Source organism: Roseateles sp. GW821-FHT09G03 (assembly GCF_059416045.1).
Genome location: NZ_JBWKOK010000005.1, coordinates 347,033 through 364,327, shown reverse-complemented (window position 1 = coordinate 364,327; position 17,295 = coordinate 347,033). Strand labels below are relative to the sequence as shown.

The 17,295-nt window shown below is 67.9% G+C and carries 15 protein-coding genes; 9 read left to right on the top strand and 6 right to left on the bottom strand.

Features of this window, described 5'->3' with window-relative positions; translation table 11 throughout:
* Nucleotides 1–2: 2 nt before the first annotated feature.
* Nucleotides 3–2,729, bottom strand: coding sequence for an aconitate hydratase AcnA (gene acnA / locus AC07OZ_RS20230; protein WP_495468876.1), 2,727 nt, complete (start codon nucleotides 2,727–2,729; stop codon nucleotides 3–5).
* A 386-nt stretch (nucleotides 2,730–3,115) separates the two neighbouring features.
* Between acnA and AC07OZ_RS20225 the strand changes: the two genes are divergently transcribed.
* The 4 genes from AC07OZ_RS20225 to AC07OZ_RS20210 all read left to right on the top strand — a co-directional run bounded on the left by AC07OZ_RS20225 (nucleotide 3,116) and on the right by AC07OZ_RS20210 (nucleotide 7,256).
* Nucleotides 3,116–4,456: a class I SAM-dependent methyltransferase gene (locus tag AC07OZ_RS20225; protein ID WP_495468875.1), complete on the top strand. Its 1,341-nt coding sequence runs from the start codon at nucleotides 3,116–3,118 to the stop codon at nucleotides 4,454–4,456.
* 126 nt (nucleotides 4,457–4,582) lie between these two features.
* Nucleotides 4,583–5,461 carry a flagellin N-terminal helical domain-containing protein gene (locus AC07OZ_RS20220; protein WP_495468874.1) on the top strand — a complete coding sequence of 293 codons (879 nt, stop codon included), beginning with the start codon at nucleotides 4,583–4,585 and terminating at the stop codon, nucleotides 5,459–5,461.
* A 129-nt stretch (nucleotides 5,462–5,590) separates the two neighbouring features.
* A complete protein-coding gene (locus AC07OZ_RS20215; RefSeq protein ID WP_495468873.1) occupies nucleotides 5,591–6,559 on the top strand; it encodes a hypothetical protein in 969 nt (322 codons plus the stop codon).
* A 112-nt stretch (nucleotides 6,560–6,671) separates the two neighbouring features.
* Nucleotides 6,672–7,256 carry a PAS domain-containing protein gene (locus AC07OZ_RS20210; protein ID WP_495468872.1) on the top strand — a complete coding sequence of 195 codons (585 nt, stop codon included), beginning with the start codon at nucleotides 6,672–6,674 and terminating at the stop codon, nucleotides 7,254–7,256.
* Nucleotides 7,257–7,340: 84 nt separating this feature from the next.
* Here AC07OZ_RS20210 and AC07OZ_RS20205 read toward each other — a convergent pair whose 3' ends face one another.
* Nucleotides 7,341–7,907, bottom strand: coding sequence for a hypothetical protein (locus tag AC07OZ_RS20205; protein WP_495468871.1), 567 nt, complete (start codon nucleotides 7,905–7,907; stop codon nucleotides 7,341–7,343).
* A 227-nt stretch (nucleotides 7,908–8,134) separates the two neighbouring features.
* Between AC07OZ_RS20205 and AC07OZ_RS20200 the strand changes: the two genes are divergently transcribed.
* Nucleotides 8,135–8,899 carry a hypothetical protein gene (locus tag AC07OZ_RS20200; protein WP_495468870.1) on the top strand — a complete coding sequence of 255 codons (765 nt, stop codon included), beginning with the start codon at nucleotides 8,135–8,137 and terminating at the stop codon, nucleotides 8,897–8,899.
* A gap of 25 nt (nucleotides 8,900–8,924) precedes the next feature.
* On the opposite strand, the gene garD is transcribed toward AC07OZ_RS20200, so the two are convergent.
* The 4 genes from garD to kdgD all read right to left on the bottom strand — a co-directional run bounded on the left by garD (nucleotide 8,925) and on the right by kdgD (nucleotide 14,465).
* Nucleotides 8,925–10,493 carry a galactarate dehydratase gene (gene garD, locus AC07OZ_RS20195; protein WP_495468869.1) on the bottom strand — a complete coding sequence of 523 codons (1,569 nt, stop codon included), beginning with the start codon at nucleotides 10,491–10,493 and terminating at the stop codon, nucleotides 8,925–8,927.
* A gap of 90 nt (nucleotides 10,494–10,583) precedes the next feature.
* Nucleotides 10,584–11,939, bottom strand: a complete 1,356-nt coding sequence (locus AC07OZ_RS20190) for an MFS transporter (protein ID WP_495468868.1) — start codon at nucleotides 11,937–11,939, stop codon at nucleotides 10,584–10,586.
* A gap of 86 nt (nucleotides 11,940–12,025) precedes the next feature.
* Nucleotides 12,026–13,465, bottom strand: a complete 1,440-nt coding sequence (locus AC07OZ_RS20185; RefSeq protein ID WP_495468867.1) for an aldehyde dehydrogenase family protein — start codon at nucleotides 13,463–13,465, stop codon at nucleotides 12,026–12,028.
* Nucleotides 13,466–13,550: 85 nt separating this feature from the next.
* The gene (gene kdgD / locus AC07OZ_RS20180; protein WP_495468866.1) at nucleotides 13,551–14,465 is read right to left on the bottom strand and encodes a 5-dehydro-4-deoxyglucarate dehydratase; all 915 of its coding nucleotides are present in this window, start codon (nucleotides 14,463–14,465) and stop codon (nucleotides 13,551–13,553) included.
* Between the two features lie 242 nt (nucleotides 14,466–14,707).
* On the opposite strand from kdgD, the gene AC07OZ_RS20175 reads away from it, so the two are divergent.
* The 4 genes from AC07OZ_RS20175 to AC07OZ_RS20160 all read left to right on the top strand — a co-directional run bounded on the left by AC07OZ_RS20175 (nucleotide 14,708) and on the right by AC07OZ_RS20160 (nucleotide 17,278).
* Nucleotides 14,708–14,929 carry a hypothetical protein gene (locus AC07OZ_RS20175; protein WP_495468865.1) on the top strand — a complete coding sequence of 74 codons (222 nt, stop codon included), beginning with the start codon at nucleotides 14,708–14,710 and terminating at the stop codon, nucleotides 14,927–14,929.
* Nucleotides 14,922–15,476 carry a hypothetical protein gene (locus AC07OZ_RS20170; RefSeq protein WP_495468864.1) on the top strand — a complete coding sequence of 185 codons (555 nt, stop codon included), beginning with the start codon at nucleotides 14,922–14,924 and terminating at the stop codon, nucleotides 15,474–15,476. Before AC07OZ_RS20175 ends, AC07OZ_RS20170 begins: the two co-directional genes overlap by 8 nt.
* 220 nt (nucleotides 15,477–15,696) lie before the next feature.
* The gene (locus tag AC07OZ_RS20165) at nucleotides 15,697–15,927 is read left to right on the top strand and encodes a hypothetical protein (protein ID WP_297531300.1); all 231 of its coding nucleotides are present in this window, start codon (nucleotides 15,697–15,699) and stop codon (nucleotides 15,925–15,927) included.
* A 4-nt stretch (nucleotides 15,928–15,931) separates the two neighbouring features.
* A complete protein-coding gene (locus AC07OZ_RS20160) occupies nucleotides 15,932–17,278 on the top strand; it encodes a DUF6895 family protein (RefSeq protein WP_495468863.1) in 1,347 nt (448 codons plus the stop codon).
* The last annotated feature ends 17 nt before the right edge of the window (nucleotides 17,279–17,295 follow it).

The window sequence follows — 17,295 nt, the reverse complement described above, 5'->3', positions numbered from 1 at the left end:
GATCACGCGGCCAGCAGTTGGCGCAGCACGTAGGGCAGGATGCCGCCGTGGCGGTAGTACTCGACCTCGATCGGCGTGTCGATGCGCAGGATCAGCGAAACGCGGCGCGCCGGCGCGACGCCGTCGGCCGCGCGGATCACCAGCGTCGCTTCGGACTGCGGCTTGATCTCGTCGCCGAGTTCGATGTCGATGACCTCGTCGCCCTTCAGGCCCAGCGATTCCCACGAGTCGCCCGGACGGAACTGCAGCGGCAGCACGCCCATGCCGACCAGGTTGGAACGGTGGATGCGCTCGAAGCTCTTGGCCACCACCGCGCCGATGCCCAGCAGCTGCGTGCCCTTGGCCGCCCAGTCGCGGCTGGAGCCGGTGCCGTACTCCTCGCCGGCGAAGATCACCGTCGGGGTGCCGGCGGCGATGTATCGCATCGCGGCGTCGTAGATGAACATCTTCTCGCCGCCCGGCTGGAAGAGCGTCAGGCCGCCTTCCTCGCGCGCGCCGTCGGGCTTGGCCGGGATCATCAGGTTCTTGATCCGGACGTTGGCGAAGGTGCCTCGCATCATGACTTCATGGTTGCCGCGGCGCGAGCCGTAGCTGTTGAAGTCGGCCTTGAGCACGCCCTTCTCCTTGAGGTAGGCGCCGGCGGGCGACACTTCCTTGATGGAGCCGGCCGGGGAGATGTGGTCGGTGGTGATCGAGTCGCCGAACAGCGCCATGATCCGCGCGCCCTTGACGCCGGCTTCCTGCGCTTCCGGGATCTGCGTGAAGCTGCCGAAGAAGGGCGGCTGCGCGATGTAGGTGCTCTTGGGCCAGCCGTAGACCTGGCCGGTGCCGCCCTTGATCTTCTCCCACAGCTTGCCGGGTTCGGACTTGACCTTGCCGTAGTTGGCGCGGAACCCGTCGGGATTGAGCGCCAGCTTCAGCAGCGCGTGGATCTCGTCGCTGGTCGGCCAGATGTCACCCAGGTACACGGGCTTGCCGCCGGTGCCCAGGCCGACCGGCTCGGTCATCAGGTCGCGCGTCACGTTGCCGGCGATGGCATACGCGACCACCAGCGGCGGGCTGGCCAGGAAGTTGGCCTTGATGTTGGGGTGGATGCGGGCTTCGAAGTTGCGGTTGCCCGACAGCACCGCGGCGCAGACCAGGTCGTTGCCGGTGATCGCCTCGTTGATCTCGGGGGTCAGGTCGCCGGCGTTGCCGATGCAGGTCGTGCAGCCGTAGGCGGCCACGGAGAAGCCCAGCTTCTCCAGGTAGGGCAGCAGGCCGGCGTTCTGCAGGTACTCGGTGACGATGCGCGAGCCCGGCGCCAGCGAGGTCTTGATGTGCGGCTGGACCTTGAGCCCCGCCTCGACCGCTTTCTTGGCCAGCAGGCCGGCCGCGAGCATCACGCTCGGGTTGGAGGTGTTGGTGCAGGACGTGATCGCGGCGATCAGCACGTCGCCGTTGAAGATGTCCAGACCCTTCTGCGTGCCGCCGAGCGGGAAGGCCTTCGGCAGCTTCTCGACCGGCTGGTTGAAGCCGTTCTCCGCCACCGGCTTGGTGAACAGCGACGCGAAGGTCTTGGCCAGGTCGGTGATGACGATGCGGTCCTGCGGGCGCTTCGGGCCGGCCAGCGAGGGCACGACGGTGCCCAGGTCCAGCGACACGACCTGGCTGAAGCGGATGTCGCCCGCCTTGGGGACGCCGAACAGGCCCTGCGCGCGGAAGTAGGCCTCGAAGGCCTCGATCTCCTCGGCCGTGCGGCCGGTGCCCTTGAAGTAGTCGATGGTGCGCTCGTCGACGGGGAAGAAGCCCATCGTCGCGCCGTACTCGGGCGCCATGTTGCCGATGGTGGCGCGGTCCGGGACGGTCAGCGAGGCGGTGCCCTCGCCGAAGAACTCGACGAACTTGCCCACGACCTTGGCCTTGCGCAGGATCTCGGTGACGGTGAGCACCAGGTCGGTGGCGGTGACGCCCTCGCGCAGACGGCCGCTCAGCTCGAAGCCGACGACGTCCGGCGTCAGGAAGTAGACCGGCTGGCCGAGCATGCCGGCCTCGGCCTCGATGCCGCCGACGCCCCAGCCCACGACGCCGACGCCGTTGATCATCGTCGTGTGGCTGTCGGTGCCGACCAGCGTGTCGGGGTAGTAGACGGTGTCCTTGCCGGCGGTCTTGTGGACGCCGCGGGCGAGGTACTCCAGGTTGACCTGGTGGACGATGCCGAAGCCGGGCGGGACGACGCCGAAGGTGTCGAAGGCCTGCATGCCCCACTTCATGAACTCGTAGCGTTCGCGGTTGCGCTCGAACTCGAGCTTCATGTTCAGGTCCAGCGCCTTCGGGCTGCCGAAGTGGTCGATCATGATCGAGTGGTCGACGACCAGGTCGACCGGCACCAGCGGCTCGATCGTCTTGGGATCCTTGCCCTGCGCCGCGGCGACGTTGCGCATCGCGGCCAGGTCGGCCAGCAGCGGCACGCCGGTGAAGTCCTGCAGCACCACGCGGGCGACGACGAAGGGGATCTCCTCGTTGCGGGGGGCGTTGGGCTGCCAGTTGGCGAGCTGCTCGACATGCTCCTCGGTCACGCGCTTGCCGTCGCAGTTGCGCAGCACCGATTCGAGCACCAGCCGGATCGACACCGGCAGCTGGTTCACGTTGGGGAAGCGCTTGGCCAGCTCGGGCAGCGAGTAGTACTTGCCGCTCTTGCCGGAGGCGGTCTTGAAGCTGGCGACGGTGTTGGCGAATGCATGGGGCATGGCTGACTCCTTGGCTTGGGGTCCTGGCGCGCTCCTGGCATTCGAGGAGGCGGGACGGTTTCTCTTCGGTCGGATGGGGATGGGATGTCGGGGCTGATTGTGGCCTCGGGCGGCGGGCTTGTGATGACTCCTTCGGGCGAGCTTGTGCGAGGGCGCAACGCCCCCGTCCGGATCCGTGTCCGACCCTTCCCGGCCCCGGTCCGCCCCCATCCGGCGGAGCGATCGGGCACGCGATTTGCAGCAATGTCCCCAGTCCGGGCGAGGCGTGGGGGCATTGGCTAACATCCTCCGAGGACTTCCTGGCCGCCTGCAGCCCGGGCCGACAAGAACTGACCCTCGGGCGCTTCCGACCAACATTCTTTCGTAGCTTTCCGGACGAGGAATCCATGGATCAGGAACTGTTGTCGCCCACGTCGAGCGCCGCCCCCCGCGCGGCCGAGGTGATCCCCGAGACTGCCGGCGCCCCCCCGCTGCCCCCCGCCGGGCTCACGCTGCTGCAGCGCCTGTTCTCCGCCTACCCCGGCAGCATGGGGCTGAGGCTCGGGCACTGGTCGACGCGGCTGGGCCGGCAGGCGCAGCAGCCGGCCGAGTTCACGCTGGTGCTGAACGACCCCACTGCGCTGCGGCGCCTGCTGCTCGGCCGCGATCCGCTGCGTTTCGCCGAGGCCTATTTCACCGGCCAGATCGATGTCGAGGGCGACTTCTTCGCCGCGCTGCAGCTCAAGGATCATCTGCCGGAACTGACGCTCTCCTGGAGCGACCGCCTGCGCCTGGCCGTGCGGCTGCTGGCGCCGGTGCCGCCCGCCATCGATGCGGAGCTGCGCGCCGATGGCGTGCGCCGGCACACCCGTGCCGAGAACAAGGCCGCGATCGCTTTCCATTACGACCTGTCCAACGACTTCTACGCGCTGTGGCTGGACCCGGCGATGGTCTATTCCTGCGCCTACTACGAGACCGACGACACCCCGCTGACCCGGGCCCAGTGGTCCAAGCTGGACCACATCTGCCGCAAGCTGCGGCTGCAGCCGGGCGAAGAGCTGCTCGACATCGGTTGCGGCTGGGGCGCGCTGGTGATGCATGCGGCGCGACATTACGGCGTGAAGGCCACGGGCATCACCTTGTCCGAACGCCAACTGGCGCTCGCCCGCGAGCGCATCGCCGCGGCCGGGCTGCAGGGGCAGGTGGACGTCCGGCTGTGCGATTACCGTGACATGACGGGGCAGTTCGACAAGATCTCCAGCGTCGGCATGTTCGAGCACGTCGGGCTGAAGAACCTGCCGACCTATTTCGCGAGCGTGAACCGGCTGCTCAAGCCGGCGGGCCTGTTCCTCAACCATGGCATCACCCATGAGGAGGACGGGTGGGGGCAGGCGCTGTCGTCCAAGTTCATCAACCGCTACGTGTTTCCGGACGGCGAGCTGGACCGGGCCAGCAACGTGATGCGGGTGATGGAGCAGGAGCAGTTCGAGCTCCATGACGTCGAGGCCCTGCGCATGCATTACGCGAAGACGCTGCGCGCCTGGGTCGCGAAGCTGGAGGAGGGCCACGACCAGGCGCTCCAGTATGTGGACGAAGCGCACTACCGGATCTGGCGCCTGTACATGGCCGCCTCGGCGCTGGAGTTCGAGACGGGCGAACTGGGCCTGTACCAGATCCTGGCCAGCAAGCGCGACGGCGGCCCGGCGCCGGTGCCGCTGACGCGCCGCTACATGTACGAGACGAGGTAGAAATTTTTTCGGGTGCGCATTTAAGTCGCTCCGCCGACCGGTCGTCCTGTGAGTGGGAGGGCAGCTCAAGCCCTTCGATCAACGAAGCGCCCCGGCGCTTGCCCACACTCTCAAGGAGCGAACACCATGTTGAGCCTGCACACCAATGCTTCGGCCCTGTCGACCCAGAACTCGCTGAGCTCGACGCAGAAGAGCCTGGCCACGTCGATGACCCGTCTGGGTACCGGCTACCGCGTCAACTCCGCGATGGACGACGCCGCCGGCCTGCAGATCGCCACGCGTCTGGACGCCCAGACCCGCGGCATGGCCGTGGCCCAGCGCAACACGCAGAACGGCATCTCGATGCTGCAGACCGGCGAAGGCGCGCTGAACGAAGTCAGCAACATCCTGCTGCGCATGAAGGACCTGGCCACGGAAGCCTTCTCGGCCTCGTCGACCGCGACCGACAAGACCGCGATGCAGGGCGAGTACGACGCGCTCGGCACCGAACTGACCAACATCGTCAAGAACACGTCCTTCGGCGGCACGCAGCTGTTCTCGGACGGCACGACCATCGACGGCACGCTGGGCAAGATGTCCGCCGCGATGAGCTTCCAGATCGGCGCCTCGGCCGGCGAATCGATGTCGGTCGACGTCAGCACGCAGCTGACCGCCCTGACGACCGCGCTGGGCACCGTGTCGACGCAGTACGCCGCCACGCCGGCTGCCGGTACCGAACTGTCGGCCACGACGAACACGCTGCTGACGACCATCGGCGGCGCGATCGACAAGGTCGGTGAACTGCGCGCCTCCTTCGGCGCCGCGGCCAACCGCCTGGACCACGTCTACAACAACCTGCAGAACATGAGCACCAACACGGCCGCCGCCAAGGGCCGGATCATGGACACGGACTACGCTGCCGAATCGTCGACGATGACGACCAAGCAGATGCTGATGCAGTCGGGCACGGCGATGCTCAAGCAGAGCAACAGCATGTCCGGCCTGGTCATGTCGCTGCTGGGCTGATGACCGCGGGGCGCGCCGCGCGGCGCGCCCGACGACATCGACGCGAGGGCTGGACGGCAACGTCCGGCCCTTTCCTTTTTCAGCGGCAGCACAAGCGGCGGCACAAACGGCAGCGCGAGGCGGAGGCATATGGCGGGATCCACATCGAATGCCGGCGCGGTCGGCGGCGTGAGTGCCATCGGCGCCGCCGGACGGCTTCAGCCGACGCTGCGCGATTTCGGCGGACTGATGCCCGGGGCGGTGCTGCGCCTGTCCGGCGGCGGTGACCGCAGCGGCGGCGGCTCCGGATGGCGGCTGGAGTCCCTCGACAGCGGCGAGATCATGACGCTGATCGAGCCGCCGCTGGACGACCTGCTGCCGGGCGACCAGGTGCTGCTGCGCGTGCGCGCGGTGGTGCCCCGGATGGAACTCGAGGTGATCGAACGGCGCCGGGATCCCTCCAATGTCGGAGCGGCCTCCGGCTCAGGCGGGCGCGGCGAGGGGGCGATGCCGAGCGCCTGGGGCCAGCTGTCCGCCTTGCGGGTGGACCTCGCGCAATGGCGTCGGCAGCTGTTGACGGCGATCGTCGAGGCGCCGCCGGCGCGGACGCCGGCCGGGCTGGTGTCGGCCTGGACCCTGGCGCTGGCGCACGGCCAGGTGCCCGTCGGGCCGGGCGGCGAGCCGCTGTGGCTGCTGCCGCTGCCGTATTGGCTCCGCCGCGAGGGAAGGGAGCCTGGCGATCAGCCCGGGCTGCCGTTCGGGAGCGGCGCGCCGCCCCGCCATGACGACGCACTGCATGCGCCCGGCGCCACCGGGGCTGGCGAGGAGCCCGCGCTGAGCCTGCTGCTGCGCTGGCGCGGCGAGGCGGTCGGTTTGCAGCTGCAGGGCACGCGCGCGGCGCTGTCGCTCACCGTCCTGGCCGAGCACGATCACGTGCTGACCGCGCTGCGGAGCGAATTGCCGCGGGTGGTCGCCGCACTGGTGCGGGCGGGTTTCCGCCTGCGGCGCCTGGGCTGGCGCAAGCAGCCCTTGTGGGTGCCGGTGGATCCGTCGCCGCCGATGCGTTCGGACACGACCTTGCTGACGGCGGCGGCCGAACTGGTGACGGCGCTGGGATAGGCCTCCAGGCTGTCAAGCCTCCTCCGGGATGTGTGGCGCGTCGGCTGCTTTACCCGACGTCGGAGGGAATGCGCGTTGACCGCCTCCGGGACGTCGCGCAAGATACCTCTTCATGGGGATCCGTCATGACGAAGTCAGGAACTGGCGGACGGCGGTCGAGCAGGGCGCCTTCGGCGTCTGGGACTTGAACCCGCCGCTGGAGCTGGTGCATTACTCGCCGCGCTGGAAGGAGCACCTGGGCTTTCCGCATCCGGACCGGCCCGACAGCACCGCGTTCTGGCGCTGCCGCGTCCATCCCGCGGACCTCGACGCGATGATGCTCACTTTGCGTGCGCATTTCGACGGCTTCACCGACACCTACGAGCAGCGCTTCCGCCTGCGCAGCAATGGCTCCGGCTACCGGAACGTGCTGTCGCGCGGCCGGGTCGTGCAGCGCGACCACCGCGGCAACGTGCAGCGGATGCTGGGCACGATGGTGGACCTGACGGTGCGGCCGTTCACGCCGTACCAGGATCGCTCCCTGGGTGAGCACCAGCCGATCGGCTCGCTGGGCTGCACGCCGTTCCATGCGCTGCTCGGATTGCATCGCGAGGAGGCGGCGCATGAGGCGCTGCCGGACGATGCCACGGGACAGCTGCTGGACCAGCTCTCGGAGATCCTGGCGGTGTCGTTCAGGCAGGCGACGGCGGTGCCCTGAGCGGCGACGAAGATTCGTGCATGGCCGATCGGCCATAAAAAAGGAGGAGCCAGGCTCCTCCTTGAACACACGATCAGGACAGGATCAGAAGGGGAAGTCCGCCTTCTTGATCTTCACCCTGCGGCCATCGTCGTGATGCCACACGATGCCTTCCATCGGCTTGTCCCGCAGGTACGCCATCAGGCCGGCAAAGGTCCGCGGCGCGTCCATCAGCACATCCTCGCCGTGCGGGATGAGCACGTGCTCGGTGAGGTTCTCCGGATTCGCGCCGTGGCGGGTGCCGATGCGCGGTCCGCAGACCTCGTAGGTGCCGTCCGGAATGCCTTGCGGGTACCTTGCGGCAGCCGCTTGCACCGCCTCGTGGATGTAGCGCGAGTCCGGTCCGTCGGCGGCCACCCAGCCCGGCCAGTGGCCGCTCACCGGGTCCGGATCCGGCTGAGCCGGGATGAACCCCGCGGGCGGCGTGCGGCCGGTCTTGGCGTCGTACCGCTTGAACACCGCGCCGTCCTTGACCATCACGGCCAGGCCGTCCCACTTGCGGGTGGCCTGGCCTTCACCGTCGAGCACCCATTGGGCGCCCGGCGTGACTTCGTCGCGGACCTTGCGGTTGCCTTCGTAATTGCGCTGGAACAGCGAAATGATCTTCTTCATGAAAACGCCTTAACTTGGTTGATGATTTTCGAGTCCCATCGCCTGCCATTAAGGTTGTCCGTTCCTGGAAAGCCGAGATGCACCCGGCCTTCCAACAGCGGAGCTGAAGTGTAGCCATGACAAGGAAGAGAAGACCCGAAGGTCCTCGCGGCCATGCAGGTGGCGGTCGGCGATATCGCCGGTGATATCGTTCCGCGGCCCCCGAAAGAGGGGCGTGGGAGCGAGAGATGGATACGACGACGGACGGCCCCGCGATGACCGCCAACGACAACACGCCGGCAGACGGCGGCGATCAGGCCTGGCGCGACATCCTGTTCAAGACGGGGCGCGTGCTGTTCATCGTGGGGCTGCTCGACATCGCGGTGATGGTGGCGTGCATCGTGATGGGCACGTCCTACTCGTCCTCGGGGAATGTCTTCGCCGCGGTCGGCGGCTGGTTGCTGATGAAGGAGAGTCTCAAGACCGCGGGCATCGTGCGGTGGATCGCCGTCCTGAGCTTGAGTGCTGTGCTCGCCGCGACACTGGTGATGCCCTGGATCACGCCATGGGACCTCACGCGCGTGAAGATCGGGCTGACGCCGTGGTCGACGATGCTGGGTCTGACGGCCTCCACTGTCGCGGGGCTGGCGCTCCTGGCCTGGATCGCGTCGCGCCTGGGGCGGCCTGAAGTGCTGGCGGCCCGCGAGTCGGCGGGATTGAAACGGCGCGACATGCGTGTGCCTGCCGTCATCGGCGTGCTGTTCTGCGTGGTGCTTGCCGGCGGCGTCGCATGGGGCCTGAACGGTGAGTCGGCACGGCACGCGGAGCGGGTCGCTCGTGAGCGCTTCGGCGACAACTATCGCTACCAGACCACCCGCGTTGCGATGAACCACGCTGGCGGCAAGTCGACCTACTGGGCGACGGTCACCGTCTACAACGACACCGAGATGCGCGAGGTGCCCGTGAAGTGGACCGATCCGCCGTCCGATGAACAGACGCCGACGAGCCGTTGAACCGATGGGCCGCTGACCCGGCTCCTCAAGTCACCGGCGCCGGATTGAACAGTACCAGCGCATTTGCTAGCTTGTGCTGTTCCGCCCAGGTCTTACGGCCCGAGGCCACATCGAGCATCAACCGGAACATCTCCCAGCCCATCTCCTGGATGGACTTCTCGCCGTCGGCGATCTGGCCGGCGTTGATGTCCATCAGGTCGTGCCAGCGGCGCGCCAGGTCGCTGCGCGTCGCCACCTTGATCACCGGGCATTCCGCCAGGCCGTAGGGCGTGCCGCGGCCCGTCGTGAAGACGTGCAGGTTCATGCCCGCGGCCAGTTGCAGCGTGCCGCAGATGAAGTCGCTGGCCGGCGTGGCCGCGTAGATCAGCCCGCGCTGGTCGCGCGTGAGCTTGTTGCCCGGCGACAGCACGCCGGAGATCGCCGAGCTGCCGCTCTTCACGATCGATCCCATCGCCTTCTCGACGATGTTGGACAGCCCGCCCTTCTTGTTGCCGGGCGTCGTGTTGGCGCTGCGGTCGACGCTGCCGCGCTCGAGATATGCGTCGTACCAGGCCATCTCGCGCACCATCGCCTCGGCCACTTCGGGCGAGCTCGCACGCGAGGTCAGTTGCGCGATGCCGTCGCGGACCTCGGTGTTCTCGCTGAACATCACCGTCGCGCCCGCGCGGACCAACAGGTCGGCGCAGAAGCCCACTGTCGGATTCGCGGTCACGCCCGAGAACGCATCGCTGCCGCCGCATTGCACGCCGACCACCAGCTCCGAGGCCGGCACCGTCTCGCGCCGGCGCTGGTTCAAACGCTCCAAGTGGAAGGCCGCCTGCGTCATCACCGAATCGATCATCGACATGAAGCCGACGTGCTTCGCGTCCTGCAGACAGACGACGTCGAGCGCTTCCGGGACGGTCGACTCACCGCGCTGATCCGCGATCGGGATCACGCCCGGCGGCATCAGCCGCTCGGGCTGCAGCTTCTCGCAGCCCAGGCTGACGACCATCACCTCGCCGCCGAAGTTGGGGTTCAGGCTGATGTTGCGCACCGTGCGGATGGGGATCACCGCGTCCGGCGCGTCGATCGCGACGCCGCAGCCGTAGGTGTGCGCCAGCCCGACGACGTCGTCGACGTTCGGGTACTTCGGCAGCAGCTCGCGCTTGATGCGGTCCACCGCGAACTCGACCACCCCCGCCACGCATTGCACCGTCTGCGTGATCGCCAGGATGTTGCGCGTGCCCACCGAGCCGTCCGCGTTGCGGTAGCCCTGGAAGGTGTAGCCCTCGAGCGGCTCCAGCACCGGCGCCTTCACCGTGGCCATCGGCAGGCCCTCGAGCTCGCGCGCCGGCGGCATGCGCAGCAGGCGCTCGTGCACCCAGGTGCCGGCCGGGATGTCCTGCAGCGCGTAGCCGATCGGCACGTTGTAGCGCAGCACCGCCGTGTCGGCCGGCAGGTCGACCAGCGCGACCTTGTGACCCTGCGGCACGGCGTTGCGCAGCACCAGCCCGGAGGGCAGCACCGTGCCCTCGGGCAGTCCGCCGTCGTTGGCGACGATGGCGACGTTGTCGGCCTCGTGCATCTGGATGGTCAGCGGGGAGGTGATCATGGTCGTGTCCTGGGTCGGTTCAACCTGGGGAAACAGGGAAAGACGGGGAAGGGCGCGGGCGCCGTTCGCAGCGCCCACGCGTTCAGTCGTTCAGGCGGGCTTCAGTTCGACGCGCTTGATCTCGCCGACGATGAGCAGGTAGCTCGCCACCGCGATCAGCGCATGCGCGCCGACGAAGACCAGCGCGCCGTTGAACGACTTCGTCGTCTGCACGATGTAGCCGATCACGATCGGCGTCACGATGCCGGCGACGTTGCCGAAGGTGTTGAACAGCGCGCCCGACAGGCCGGCGATCTCCTTAGGCGAGGTGTCCGACACCACCGCCCAGCCCAGCGCGCCCAGGCCCTTGCCGAAGAAGGCCAGCGCCATGATGCCGACGACCACGGCTTCGATGCCTACGTAGTTGCACGCGATCATCGAGGTCGACAGCAGCATGCCGACCACGATCGGCACCTTGCGGGCGAAGGTGAGCGAGTGGCCGCGGCGCAGCAGCCAGTCCGAGATCACGCCGCCCAGCACGCCGCCGGCGAAACCGCAGATCGCGGGCAGCGCCGCGACGATGCCGGCGTTGAGCAGCGACATGCCGCGCTCCTTGACCAGGTAGATCGGGAACCAGGTCAGGAAGAAATAGGTCAGCACGTTCACGCAGTACTGCGCGATGTAGACGCCCATCAGCATGCGATTGCCCAGCAGCTGCTTCAGGTAGCCGAGCTTGGGGCCCGACGCTTCCTTCGCCTGGCCGCCGCCGGACAGCAGCGCGCCGCCGGACTCGATGTGCTCGCGCTCCGCGGCCGAGATGGTGGGGTGGTCGGCCGGGCTGTTGTGCATGGTGCGCATCCACACGACGCTCATCACGATGCCCAGCGCGCCCATGAAGTAGAAGACCTCGGACCAGCCGACCGCGTGCACGATCCACGCCATGATGGGCGCGAACAGCACGGTGGCGAAGTACTGCGCGGAGTTGAAGATCGCCGACGCCGTGCCGCGTTCCTTCACCGGGAACCAGGCGGCGACCATGCGGCCGTTGGCGGGGAAGGAGGGCGCCTCGGCTAGGCCGACCATCAGGCGCATCAGGAACAGCGACGCCACCGCCAGCGGCAGGCCGAAGAGCATGGCATCCATGCCCATGTGGTGCACGCTGCCCTGCAGCATGGTGAACAGGGACCAGAGCAGGATGCTCCAGGCGTAGACCTGCTTGGCGCCGAACTTGTCGAGCAGCCAGCCGCCGGGCAACTGGCCCAGCACGTAGGACCAGCTGAAGGCCGAGAAGATGAAGCCCATCTGGATCGCGTCGATGCCCAGTTCCTTGGACAGGACGGGGCCGGCGACGCCGACGGTGGCGCGGTCCGCGTAGTTCAGGACGGTCACGGCGAAGATCATCGCCAGCACGCCGAAGCGCGCGCGGCCGATGCCGCTCGTGGCCGAGGAGGAGAGGGATAACTGCATGTTGTCTCCGGATCGTATCGAGGGCCGGTCTGCGCCGGCTTGCCAGTCGGAATGGCCCGTGAGCGGGCTCGGAATCAGGCGGTCGCTCAGGCCTGGGTGTAGGCCGTCTTCACCGTCGTGTAGAACTCGGCGGCGTAGCGACCTTGTTCGCGCGGACCGTAGCTCGACGATTTGCGACCGCCGAAGGGCACGTGATAGTCGACGCCTGCCGTCGGCAGGTTGACCATCACCATGCCGGCCTGCGCGTGGCGCTTGAAGTGCGTCGCATGCTTCAGCGAGGTCGTCGCGATGCCGGTGGCGAGGCCGAACGGCGTGTCGTTGGCCAGGTGCAGCGCTTCGTCGTAGTTCTTCGCCTTGATCACGCTGACCACCGGGCCGAAGACTTCTTCGCGGTTGATGCGCATGGCCGGTGCGGTCTCGGTGAACAACGCCGGCGTCAGGTAGAAGCCGGGCGCGCCCGCGCTGCTGCTGGCCAGCGCTTCGCCGCCGGCGGCGAGCGTCGCGCCTTCGGCCTTGGCGATGGCGATGTACTCGAGGTCCTGCGCGAGCTGGCGCTCGTCCACGACCGGGCCGATGTCGGTGCCGGCCTTGCGGGCGTCGTCGACCTTCAGCGTCTTCATGCGCTCGACCATCGCGGCGACGAAGCGGTCGTGGATGCCTTCGGTCACGATCAGGCGCGAGGACGCCGTGCAGCGCTGTCCGGTCGAGAAGAAACCGCTGTTGATCGCGGCCGCGACGGCGACGTCGAGGTCCGCGTCGTCCAGCACGACGAACGGGTTCTTGCCGCCCATCTCCAGCTGGAACTTCGCACCGCGCGCGACGCAGGCCGCCGCGACGCGCTGGCCGGTGGCCACGCTGCCGGTGAAGCTGATGGCGTCGACACCCGTGTTCTCCAGCAGCTCGGCGCCGACCTCGGAGCCGCGGCCCATGACGAGGTTGAAGACGCCGTCGGGCAGGCCCGCGCGCTTGAGGATGTCGGCGATGGCCCAGGCGGAGCCCGGCACCAGGTCGGCCGGCTTGAGCACGACGCTGTTGCCGAAGGCGAGGGCGGGCGCGATCTTCCACGCGGGGATCGCGATCGGGAAGTTCCACGGCGTGATGAGGCCGACGACACCGATGGGTTCGCGCGTCACCTCGACGCCGACGCCGGGGCGCACGGAGGGCACGACCTCGCCGCCGACGCGCAGCGCCTCGCCGGCGAAGAACTTGAAGATGTTGCCGGCGCGCACGACTTCGCCGATGGCTTCGGGCAGCGTCTTGCCTTCCTCGCGGGCGAGGAGGTCGCCGAGCTCGGCGCGGCGCGCGAGGATCTCGGCGCCGGCGGCATCGAGCACGTCGAAGCGCTGCTGCGGCGTGGCCAGGCTCCACTTGCCGAAGGCGTTGCGCGCGGCGGCGATCGCGGCGCGGGTCTGCGTCACGTCGGCCTGGGCGTATTCGCCGACCACGTCGCGCGTGTCGCTCGGGTTGATGTTGCGGGAAGCGCGGGGGCCGTCGACCCACTCGCCGTTGATGAGGTTCTTGAACATGGCGGACTGCTCTTTCTTGGACTGCTCTTCTCTCGTCGATCCGTGGCGCGCGCCGTCGTGACGATCGGCGCGTGCCGCTGGGGCGTTACTGCGGACCCAGCTTGGAGATCAGCGCGCCCAGCTCGTCGACTTCGGCGGGCTTGAGGTCCGACAGCGGCGGACGCACCGGACCGGCGGTGTGGCCGACGAGGGTCGCGCCGGCCTTGACGATGGAGACCGCATAGCCGTGGCCCTTGTTGCGCAGGGCGATGTAGGGCAGGAAGAACTCCTTGATCAGGCGGTCCGTCGTGGCGGTGTCGCCGGCGGCATGGGCGTTGTAGAAGTCGATGGCGGTCTTCGGGATGAAGTTGAAGACGGCCGACGAGTACACCGGGCAGCCCATGGCGCGGTAGGCGCCGGCGAAGACTTCGGCGGTGGGCAGGCCGCCCAGGTAGCTGAAGCGGTCGCCGAGCGTCTGGCGGATGGAGACGAAGGATTCGATGTCGCCGAAGCCGTCCTTGAAACCGATCAGGTTGGGGCAGGTATCGGCCAGCTTGAGCAGCGATTCGGGCGTCAGGCGGCACGCGCCGCGGTTGTAGACGATCACGCCGAACTTGACGCTGCGGCACACGGCCTGCACGTGGGCGACGAGGCCCTCCTGCGACGCTTCGGTGAGGTAGTGGGGCAGCAGCAGGATGCCCTGGGCGCCGAGGCGCTCGGCCTCCTGCGCGTACTGGATGGCGACGCGGGTGGGGCCGCCGGCGCCCGCGATGATGGGCATGCGGCCCTTGCAGGTCTCGACGGCGACGCGGATGACGTCGCTGTATTCCTTGGGATCGAGCGAGAAGAACTCGCCGGTGCCGCCGGCGGCGAACAGGGCGGTGGCGCCGTAGGGCATCAGCCATTCGAGGCGCTCGGCGTAGGGCTTGGGCGCGAAGTTCAGCTGGGCGTCGAAGTCGGTCAGCGGGAACGACAGCAGGCCGTGGGAAATCGTCTCTTTGAGGGCTTGGGGCGAGGTCATGAGGGGCTTGTCTCCGTGGCTACAACAGCGCTGGACCCTTCATCGCACCTGGATTGGTACCGGTACCAGCGTGAGCGGATGGTAGCGAGCGGGGCATCCCGGTTCAAGAGGGATGTCGTACAACTGCGGGTAATCACCTAATCGTGGATCGCGCGGTGGAAAGGCGCGACGCGGGCGAACCGCGTTCGTATCCGACAGTCGAATCACTGGCGCCGCCCATGCCGCGCTGGAGAGAATCAGTCATGAAACTCTCGCCGCTCACCGTCATCACTCTCCTGGTCGCGAGCCTCTTCGATGTGGTGTTGATGAGCGGCTGGGCCGTCGCGGTCTTCGTGGTCGGCCGGTCGTGCCGGGTGCTGCTGAACCCGGGTCGCCCACCCTCAGCGCGATTCAAGAAGTTCCCCTTCTCCATCGAAAACCATGACTTGGCAGGGCGTTGCTTGCGCGAGGGCATCCATGATTAGCGTGCGCGCCGCTTGCAAACTCATTGCCTGCGTCTGGATGTTGGGCGCTTCGATTTGCGCATTCGCCATGGACGCCTTGATTCGCGATTTGAATGCGCGTCTCGAGCGGACCGATGCCGACGTCGTCAATCGCTATCTCGACGATCAGTTCGAGAAGACGATTCCACGTCTGCGAGACCTCGTGGTGCGCTGCGATCCCGATGCGTTGCGGCTCACCGTCAGATTGCTGGACAGCACCAACGCCAGTGCGACTCAGGGGAATGCAGCGATGCTCGAACTCGCGATGGGGAAATGTCCGGAACGCATCCTTCCGTTGATCCCGCTGGCGCGCGTCAAAGGCTTGTGTGCCGTTGAAGCCTTCGCGGACAACCAGCAGAGGGTGGTGGCTCCCGAAGCGCTGTTGAAGGAGATCGACCGGCGCGTTCGACACCTGCGCGCACGAGCCGTCGTCGCTGCATCCGAGAACGGAAAGTCATGTCTGGAGGGATACGAGGCACTGCGGCGTGCGCTTGCCGACACTTCCGAAGCCCCTTTCAACGGGCGTTGAAGAAGCACCATGGGATTGATGTTCTTGCCGTGGGAAAAGCTCTCCGCGTATGCCCCTCCAAATGGTGGTTCTCCCCTCAAAGAGGGATCCCTCCCCTTGAAGTAGGAACCGATCGACCTAGGGGTAGTTCATCGCGGGAGCGACATCTACAACCGGTAGGCGATCGCGGGGTAGGGCAGTCCGCTTCATCTCCGACGCGAATCCCCCTAAGGAGTCAGCCATGAGATCCGAAGCGAGAACTGCGTTCCAGCAGCAAGTCATCGAAGCGCTCGTCGAGAGCAAGGCCATCAACATCGATGCGGTCGGCGCGACCTTCGCCAAGTTCGGCGAACGCGCCCTGCTGCAGGGCGAGCCGCTGGTGACCATCATCAACCGCCACGCCATTTGGAACTGCGGTTGGCCGGGGCCGGAGCTGGACATCCTGCGCAACGGCGCCCAACTGCGCGAGTGACGACATGAGCGCGGTCGTGTCGATGCCCAGGGTCCGGCCGATGGTTGGCAGGCGGTCGGTCGCGACCCGGCGTCGGGACGACCTGCTGGGCCGCGTGCACCTCGCGGTGCGCCTGGCCCGGAGAACCTTGAAGGCGGCCGCGGCCGCGGAGGAGGAGGTCTTCGCGAAGGGCGGTCCGGATCGTCCGGCCGCGCTCGTGCTGGGCAAGGTCGTCGGCGAGGCCGCGATGCTGCTGCGCACGACGGCGCCCTTGCGCGGGGAGGACGAGACGCTCGATGTCGAGGCGCGTCTGCTCGCGGTGCAGCTCGTGGCGCAGGCGCGAGGCGAAAGGGTGCGGGAGCGCCTCTGCAACGACGCGGGTTGCGCGCTCGAGCACGCGTCGGCACATCTGTTCCTCGGCGACGCGGGGTATCCGGACCAGGCGTTCGATCGGCTGCTCGGCGAGATCCTCGATGGCAACGAGGCCAGCGGGCCGGAACGGCTGCCGAATCACCAGCTCGAATGCGCGTGGCTCGACCAGATCCGGCGCGGCCGCGTCGACGTCGAGCCCATCGACGAGGAACTGCTGATGAGCACCTGCATCGCCTGGCCGCTCGACGTGCTGGCGTGCTCGACGCTGGACCTCTACATGTTCACGCACGTGGTGATGTACGCCTCCGACATGGGGCGTCGACCGGTGCACCTGCCGCGACCCGTCGCGGAGATCCTGGCCGAAGCGGAGGCGGGCCTGGCCGCGGCGCTCGATGCGGACAACTTCGACCTCGCCGCGGAACTGCTGTGGACTTGGCCGATGCTGCGAGAGCCTTGGAGTCCCGTGGCGATCTTCGCTTTCGACGTGTTGGTGGGGGCGCAGGACGAGCATGCGTTCCTGCCGGGTCCGGACTACGCGCGTTGGACGGAACAGCCCGCACACGGCCTCGCGCATGAGGACGTGGTGATGCGCACGTCGTATCACGCCAATCTCGTGATGGGCATCTTGTGCGCGGTCGCGCTGCAGTCGAGCATGGAATTGCCCCTGGAGCTGATGCTGGCGGCGCAGTCGCGGCAGGCGGGCCATCGCTCGGGCGATGACCTGCTCGACAGTCTGCCGGCCAGACCGCTCGTGCCTCGCTGGCAGCGGGACTTCGTGGCGCTCGAGGAGCGCGAGCGCGAGGCGTTGTCGTCACTGTGCTTCAGCGTCTGGTTCCGCCGGGCTGCGGCGGCGAACGATATCGCGCGATTGCGCGACGCCTTGGCGGCGACGCTTGAACACGACGACAGCGACGGGCCGTCGGCGCATCAGGCCTTGAAGCGTCTGCAGCGGGTGATGGCGATCGGCCGGCTGCACGCGGAGGCGATGGCCTCACGCTGATGGCTGAGGGCCAGCGG

Bases quoted from the DNA above. Each gene is read 5' to 3' on its own strand.
- AC07OZ_RS20190 (WP_495468868.1), bottom strand. From the start codon at position 11,939: ATGCAGTTATCCCTCTCCTCCTCGGCCACGAGCGGCATCGGCCGCGCG.
- AC07OZ_RS20160 (WP_495468863.1), top strand. From the start codon at position 15,932: ATGAGCGCGGTCGTGTCGATGCCCAGGGTCCGGCCGATGGTTGGCAGG.
- AC07OZ_RS20220 (WP_495468874.1), top strand. From the start codon at position 4,583: ATGTTGAGCCTGCACACCAATGCTTCGGCCCTGTCGACCCAGAACTCG.
- AC07OZ_RS20175 (WP_495468865.1), top strand. From the start codon at position 14,708: ATGAAACTCTCGCCGCTCACCGTCATCACTCTCCTGGTCGCGAGCCTC.
- AC07OZ_RS20225 (WP_495468875.1), top strand. From the start codon at position 3,116: ATGGATCAGGAACTGTTGTCGCCCACGTCGAGCGCCGCCCCCCGCGCG.
- kdgD (WP_495468866.1), bottom strand. From the start codon at position 14,465: ATGACCTCGCCCCAAGCCCTCAAAGAGACGATTTCCCACGGCCTGCTG.
- garD (WP_495468869.1), bottom strand. From the start codon at position 10,493: ATGATCACCTCCCCGCTGACCATCCAGATGCACGAGGCCGACAACGTC.
- AC07OZ_RS20185 (WP_495468867.1), bottom strand. From the start codon at position 13,465: ATGTTCAAGAACCTCATCAACGGCGAGTGGGTCGACGGCCCCCGCGCT.
- AC07OZ_RS20170 (WP_495468864.1), top strand. From the start codon at position 14,922: ATGATTAGCGTGCGCGCCGCTTGCAAACTCATTGCCTGCGTCTGGATG.
- acnA (WP_495468876.1), bottom strand. From the start codon at position 2,729: ATGCCCCATGCATTCGCCAACACCGTCGCCAGCTTCAAGACCGCCTCC.
- AC07OZ_RS20200 (WP_495468870.1), top strand. From the start codon at position 8,135: ATGGATACGACGACGGACGGCCCCGCGATGACCGCCAACGACAACACG.
- AC07OZ_RS20205 (WP_495468871.1), bottom strand. From the start codon at position 7,907: ATGAAGAAGATCATTTCGCTGTTCCAGCGCAATTACGAAGGCAACCGC.
- AC07OZ_RS20210 (WP_495468872.1), top strand. From the start codon at position 6,672: ATGGGGATCCGTCATGACGAAGTCAGGAACTGGCGGACGGCGGTCGAG.
- AC07OZ_RS20215 (WP_495468873.1), top strand. From the start codon at position 5,591: ATGGCGGGATCCACATCGAATGCCGGCGCGGTCGGCGGCGTGAGTGCC.
- AC07OZ_RS20165 (WP_297531300.1), top strand. From the start codon at position 15,697: ATGAGATCCGAAGCGAGAACTGCGTTCCAGCAGCAAGTCATCGAAGCG.